This is a genomic window from Massilia rubra (assembly GCF_011682065.1).
GTDB lineage: Bacteria > Pseudomonadota > Gammaproteobacteria > Burkholderiales > Burkholderiaceae_D > Telluria_A > Telluria_A rubra.
Map to the genome: position 1 here is coordinate 70,208 of NZ_VUYU01000031.1, position 6,285 is coordinate 76,492.

The 6,285-nt window shown below is 63.4% G+C and carries 6 protein-coding genes; 2 read left to right on the top strand and 4 right to left on the bottom strand.

The window, feature by feature from the left end:
* Window positions 1–143 precede the first annotated feature (143 nt).
* Together F0185_RS29355 and F0185_RS29360 are read left to right on the top strand one after the other, a co-directional pair.
* Complete coding sequence (locus tag F0185_RS29355) at window positions 144–1,760, top strand: response regulator (RefSeq protein WP_167231174.1); 1,617 nt, start codon at window positions 144–146, stop codon at window positions 1,758–1,760.
* Window positions 1,761–1,944: 184 nt separating this feature from the next.
* Window positions 1,945–2,667, top strand: coding sequence for a sensor histidine kinase (locus F0185_RS29360; RefSeq protein WP_167231177.1), 723 nt, complete (start codon window positions 1,945–1,947; stop codon window positions 2,665–2,667).
* On the opposite strand, the gene F0185_RS29365 is transcribed toward F0185_RS29360, so the two are convergent.
* The 4 genes from F0185_RS29365 to F0185_RS29380 all read right to left on the bottom strand — a co-directional run bounded on the left by F0185_RS29365 (window position 2,657) and on the right by F0185_RS29380 (window position 6,146).
* Window positions 2,657–2,995, bottom strand: coding sequence for a cysteine peptidase family C39 domain-containing protein (locus F0185_RS29365; protein ID WP_167231179.1), 339 nt, complete (start codon window positions 2,993–2,995; stop codon window positions 2,657–2,659). The two genes, F0185_RS29360 and F0185_RS29365, sit on opposite strands and share 11 nt — an antisense overlap.
* Before the next feature lies 1 nt (window position 2,996).
* A complete protein-coding gene (locus F0185_RS29370) occupies window positions 2,997–3,833 on the bottom strand; it encodes a hypothetical protein (RefSeq protein ID WP_167231182.1) in 837 nt (278 codons plus the stop codon).
* Window positions 3,834–4,266: 433 nt separating this feature from the next.
* Entirely contained in the window at window positions 4,267–5,565 is a 1,299-nt protein-coding gene (locus F0185_RS29375) for an NAD(P)/FAD-dependent oxidoreductase (RefSeq protein ID WP_167231185.1), read from the bottom strand.
* A 98-nt stretch (window positions 5,566–5,663) separates the two neighbouring features.
* On the bottom strand, window positions 5,664–6,146 hold the full coding sequence (locus tag F0185_RS29380; protein ID WP_167231188.1) for a hypothetical protein: 483 nt from the start codon (window positions 6,144–6,146) through the stop codon (window positions 5,664–5,666).
* Window positions 6,147–6,285: the final 139 nt, after the last annotated feature.

Consider the following 6,285-nt stretch of genomic DNA (forward strand, 5'->3'; position numbering starts at 1 on the left):
ACATTGGATTACCCGATTGCTATGATGGGCGCCGTACGGACACGACAGCCGCGTTCGCTGTCCTCCGGTGGACCATTCCGGTTCTGCTATCCGGCAGCAATGCATTTGAAGTGATTCAACCCCCACCGCAGCGCAGGAATGACGTGACCAACTTAGACAAGCCGAAGATTCTCGTCGTAAACGACGATGCCGCCAGCCTGCTGGCACTGACCAGTCTTCTTGACCAATGGGCCGATGAATCGGGCTACTCCGTCCTGTCCGCCCGCTCCGGCCAGGAAGCCTTGCGCCAGGTCTTGCTGCACGACTTTGCCGTGATCCTGCTCGACGTTAACATGCCCGGCATGGACGGCTTCGAAACGGCCGAGGCGATCCACCAGCGCGCCCGTTCGGCCGACATTCCCATCATTTTTGTCACCGCCTTCCTGGCCGATGAAATCGACCGCCTGAAAGCCTACCAGCGCGGCGCCGCCGATTTCCTGTTCACGCCGGTCATCCCGCAGATCCTGCACGCCAAGGTGCAGGTCTTCGTGGCGCTGGCCACCAAGAATGAGGAACTCAAGCGCCAGGCCCACAAGCTGAGCCAGCGCACCACCGAACTGACCGCCACCAACAAGCGCCTCACCCGCGAAATGGAAGAGCGCCAGGCGGCCGAAGCGAAAAGCCACGCCAAGGATGAATTTTTGGCCATGCTCGGGCACGAACTGCGCAATCCGCTTTCCGCCATCAGCAGCGCCGCCTCGCTGATCGGGCTGGCCGGCGTGGGCACCGACTCGGTCGGCCGCGCCAAGCAAATTATCCAGCGCCAGAGCCAGCATTTGTCGCGCATCGTCGACGACCTGCTCGACCTCTCGCGCGCCATGTCCGGCAAGATTTTGCTCGACAAGCAAACGCTCGACGTCGCCGCGCTGGTATCGGCCTGCCTCGACACCTTCAAGGCCACCGGCCGCACCGGCAACTACCTGCTCAATGTCGACATGGAGCCGGCCTGGGTCGACGGCGACCCTACCCGGCTCGAACAGATCGCCACCAACCTGATCGACAACGCCCTCAAGTACACCCCGCCCGGCGGCACCATCGACATTGCGGTGTCCGACAACGACGACGAGATCGTGCTCGAAGTGCGCGACACCGGGGTGGGCATCTCGGCTGAACTGCTGCCGCATGTGTTCGACGTGTTCGTGCAGGGCTCCATCACGCTCGACCGCGCGCAAGGCGGCCTGGGCATCGGCCTGGCCCTGGTGCGGCGCCTGGTCGAACTGCACGGCGGCAAAGTGTCGGCCCACAGCGACGGCGCCAGCGCCGGCTCCACCTTCGTCATCCGACTGCCGCGCGCGGCGCCCGCGGCGCCGTCGGCTGACGTGGCGCCGGCCGGCGCGGCCGGCGAGCACAAGCCCGCCATCCTGCTGATCGAAGACAACGACGACGGCCGCGAAATGATGGCGACCATGCTCGGCGCCTACGGTTACGCGGTACGCCACGCGGCCGACGGCGTGCAAGGCGTGCAGATGGCGCGCAGCTTCCTGCCCGACGTCGCCCTGGTCGACATCGGCCTGCCCGGCATCGACGGCTACGAAGTGGCGCGCCGCCTGCGCCAGGATGGCGACACCCGCCACATCAAGCTCATCGCCCTGACCGGCTACGGCCTGGCCGACGACCAGCGCCGCGTGCTCGAAGCCGGCTTCGACAAGCACCTGGTCAAGCCGGTCGACATCGCCCACCTGCTCGACGCCATCGGCCAGTGCGCCACCATCGAAGGATAGCCAGGCAAGGGCGGGGTCGCGAATCGCTTCCCCGATGCGAAAAAAGTGGCAGATAATCGACGTGCCGGAATGACCAGAAAACCGCGCGCCGACGATGCCGCACCGCACCAAGCGAGCTCGGCGCGACGCGGCGACAAGCGCCGCAAGCTGTTGTATGATTTGGGAAACATTCACTGAGCCGAGCATGACCCTACCGCCCTCCTCCTCGCCCGACGCCGCACCGGACCGCCAGCTTGCCGAGCGCAATGCCGACCTGGCAGAACTGCTCGGCCATCTGACGACATGCTGGGATGATGAGCGGCGCCAGCTGGCGCGCAAGCTGCACGACAGTCTTGGCTCGTCGATGACGGCCCTGACCATGCACCTGGCCCTGCTGACCCAACAATTGCCTCAGGAAAAAGCGCTGCACGACCGCACCGCCCAGATGAAGCAGCTCCTGTTGACCATCATCAACACCAACCGCGACATGCAATTGTCGCTGTGGAACGATAAGCTGGAGTTTCTGGGAATCAAATCGGCCATCGCCGAGCTGGTTGGCGATTTCGGCAAGGAGCACCGGGTCGTGGCGCGTTGCAGCCTGCCGGACGAAGACGAGGTCTACGCGCGCGAACACGGCGTGGCCCTGTTGCGGGCGCTGGAAGAAGGCTTGCGCAACGTCGCCGCGCACGCCGGGGCGAGCGAAGTCGACGTCATCCTCGACGATGGCGGCGACGAGATCATGCTCACGGTGCGCGATAACGGCGTGGGGCCGGGCGATAAGCCCGGTGAATCGTCCGGCTGCCACGGCCTGCGCCTGCTGCGCGAACGCGCCCGCTACCTGGGCGGGGAGCTGTCGGTAACGCCGGCCCAGCAGCGCGGCACGGTGCTGACGTTGACCTTGCCCAAGGCGGCGGCACTCAAAGGATAAATGCCGTTTGCAGGGCCGGGGCCCGGCGCAACACGACGAAATGGTTCAATCCCCAATGCAGGATGGCCGGGGTTTTCAAGTGGGGCAACTCCTCCAGCGACAGCGACAGCGCCCGGGTGGACAGGTTCAGGCGTTGGGCGTATTCGGTCAGCGTCAGCATGCTGGTGCCGTTCAGCGATGTGGGGAAGCGTCCGCGCAGGGCCGCCAGATCGGTACGCAAGCCCAGGCAGGAGGCGACCATCGCCAGGCAAGCTAGTCCGCACTCGGCCACTTCCGCCGTGAGAATCAGCGGCAGGCGGGCACCGCGAAAGAATGGCGTGGTGGCCATTTCACGTCTCCAACTTCCAGTTCAGTTTCATGATTACCTGCTTGAGACTGCCTATTGCGCCCAAGACTTCGATAATGTTTTCGTCAGCTATGAACAGTTCGACATCGTGCTTGGGTAAGAAAAGGCTGAGTTCAGGGTTTGGGCGAAAATGAAAACGGTCACCCTTGGCAGAGGGCGAGGTCTCCGTGTAACCAAGCTCAAGAATGACGTGCTTTAGATCTGGTATTAATTGGCGGGCCGGGCCCCTCGATACCGCAATTGTAGTTTTTCCTGGCAATTGCTCGCGGAGTTCGCGTACGACGGTGATGACGAAGCAAAGAAAGATAAGCAATCTGACGCGAAAGTTCACGGACTCAGGCAGCACCACGCTGCAAATGATCACTAGGACTGCCGTCAGTGCGAGCGTTATTATAGTTTGCCTCACGGATTGAAACGGCCAAAGGTACCGCCAAAAGCCGTGTGCGCGTTGTGTAGCAAAAAAGAAAAACGGCGGCGGAGTTACCGTTTCAGCAGCTACAGGCTTATCAAGCGAAATCGACATAACATAATCCTTAAATGCGGCCACAATAACTTCTTGCGGCTGCACGGAGCGCGCGCCGATGCGGCCAAATTGCGGGGCGACCGCCTTGATGGCGCCGCCGGCATACACCAGTTGGCCTTTCACTCTTACCTTGCTACTGTATTCGCCAAAAACCAGTAGCAGCGCAAGAGCGAGCACGATCGCGCCACCGCAGGCCGCCGCTACCTTCATTGGCACCGGGCGCGCCAACACGATGGCGCCACCTTTGCGGCTGCGGCGGGCCTCGATAACTTCAACACGTATGGGTGAGATATTCAACCCAACCTCCAAGTCATCGGCGCTGAGCAAGGTGCATGCCGGGGCGGCCTGCCGCCTCACTGCCGCTGAGCGGCGCGAATGTCCGATTCCTGATCGTGCGGCGCGTGTTTAATGACAGCGGCGGAATCTTGCTTGCCACAGTGTGTCGCACTTCAAACGAAAGTGGATATAGACCCAGTGCTTCGAAAAGAAGTTCAATCTTTTTTCACGCAGGGCGCCCGTCCTGCTGCGGGTCGGCTGCCCAGGGCAGTTGCGAAGATTGAAGCTCTTTGAATCGGGCACATCGCGCGTGAGCTTGCGAAGTCGCGTTCGCGCGCAGCCGGGCGTCAGGCACGACGGCCTCAATTCGATCGGCACCCTGCAGGGCAGATATCAAAAAGCGCGCCGGCATCAAGACGACACGGCAACTGGCCACCGAGGACAGATTCGACGCTCAGTGCAGCTTCACTTGCGGCGTGCTGCGCTTGATCAGGAAGCGCGCCAGCGCCAGCACGCCGGTCCGCACCGAGCCGAGCACGGCCGCGTGATGCATCAGGTGCAGGCTGACATACATCATGCGCGCGAAGAAACCTTCGACGAACCAGCTCAAGCCCTTCAGCGATCCCATCAGGCTGCCAACGGTGGTGGTCTGGCCGAACGACACCAGCGAGCCATAATCCTTGTAGGCGTAAGGCTTGGTCGGCGGCGCCTTGCCGCGCTGCTGGCGCAGGAAGGTGTCCAGCAGGTAATCGGCCTGCTGGTGCGCGGCCTGCGCGCGCGGCGGCACCGTCTTGCCGTCGGCGTCGACGCAGGCGGCGCAGTCGCCCATCGCGTACAGGCCCGGCGCGTCTTTAACGCGCAGAAAGCCGTCTACCTCGATCTGCCCGCCCTTCGCCAGCGGCAAGCCGAGCGTGGCCAAAAATTCCGGCGCGCGGATGCCGGCCGCCCACACGCACAGATCGGATGGATAGACGTTGCCGTTCTTGTCGGTCACCTGGTCGGGCCCGATGCCGGTCACGCGGCACTCGTTGACCACCTTGATGCCGCGCTCGTGCAGCAGCTTCAGGGCCGCGTTCGACACCCGTTCCGGCAGCGGCGCGAGAATGCGCGGAGCGCCTTCGAGCAAGGTGATGCGCACGTCCTGCTGCGGTTTGAGGTGCTGGAAGCCATAGGTGGTGTACACCGCGCTCGCTTCGCGCAGTTCGGCCGCCAGCTCGACCCCGGTGGCGCCGCCGCCGATGATGACGATGTCGACGCCCGCGTCCGGCTCGACAGGCTTGCGCGCATCGGCCCGGGCCAGCAATTTGAGCAGTTGCAGGCGGAAGCGCTCGGCGTCTTCGGTCGCGTTCAGGGAAATCGTGTATTCCTTCGCGCCCGGCACCCCGAAGTAGTTAGAGGTGCTGCCGACGGCGATCACCAGCGAGCCGAATTCGAGCGTGCGTTCGGGCAGCACTTCTTCGTCCTGCGGCGTGCGGATCGGGCCGATGGTCAGGCGCCTGGCGGCGGCATCGAGCCCGGTCAGGGCGCCGTAGACGAAGCTGAAGCCGTTGTCGTGCGCCAGCATCTGGTAGGACAAGCCTTCCTGGTGGATATCGAGGGTGCCGGCGGCGACTTCGTGCAGCGAGGGTTTCCAGATGTGGTACAGGCGGCTATCGACGAGAAACACCTTGGACGGACCCAGCTTGCGGCCCAGTTTGCTGGCCAGTTCCAAACCGCCCGCCCCACCTCCGACAATCACAATTTCGCCGCGCAAGAGAATCTCCCTGAAGTCTTTGACAACGTCAGTTTACTGCGATATGGGCAATCGCGCTCACGCTGCTCAGTTTCAGGGTTTGCGACGCCAACACCGCGTTAGCGGAATCCGTTTTTGTCGCGCTCGTGACCATTGCCATGGCCATTGCCATTGCCGTTGCCATGCCCGTTGCCGTGCCCGCGCTCACGCCGGTCATCCCGCTCGTGGCGCTCCTGCCCGCGGTCGCGTCCATGATCGCGCCCGCCGCCGCGCATGTCGCGGTAACGCGGCGCATACGTGTTGGTGTACCAGTCATCGCGCACAAAATACACCTGGCGCCCGCACGCGTCGTAGCGCGCGCAATGCTTGCTCCATTTTTTCATGTGCCCCGGCGGCACCCGCAGGTATACCGGCTCGGGCGCGCCGCGCGCATAGCGCTCCACCATCACCGGCTGGGTATAGACCACCTGCGGCCGGCCAATATCGCCCGGGTCGATGCGTCCGTAAAATCCCGGCTGTCCGATATCGATGCGGACATTGATCTGGGCCTGCCCCGACACACTTGCGCCCAGCAGGACGGCGGCGATGATCACGTTTTTCATGCTTGCCTCACAATCGGGATAGGGGCGACCAGTGTACCTGACCGGTCCCCTCCCACACCACCCGGCATGCGGGTCCGCACCGGGCGGTTCAAGAAGTTGAGGTTACGTGAGCCGAGGCATGCCGAGGCTGTCAAAGTAG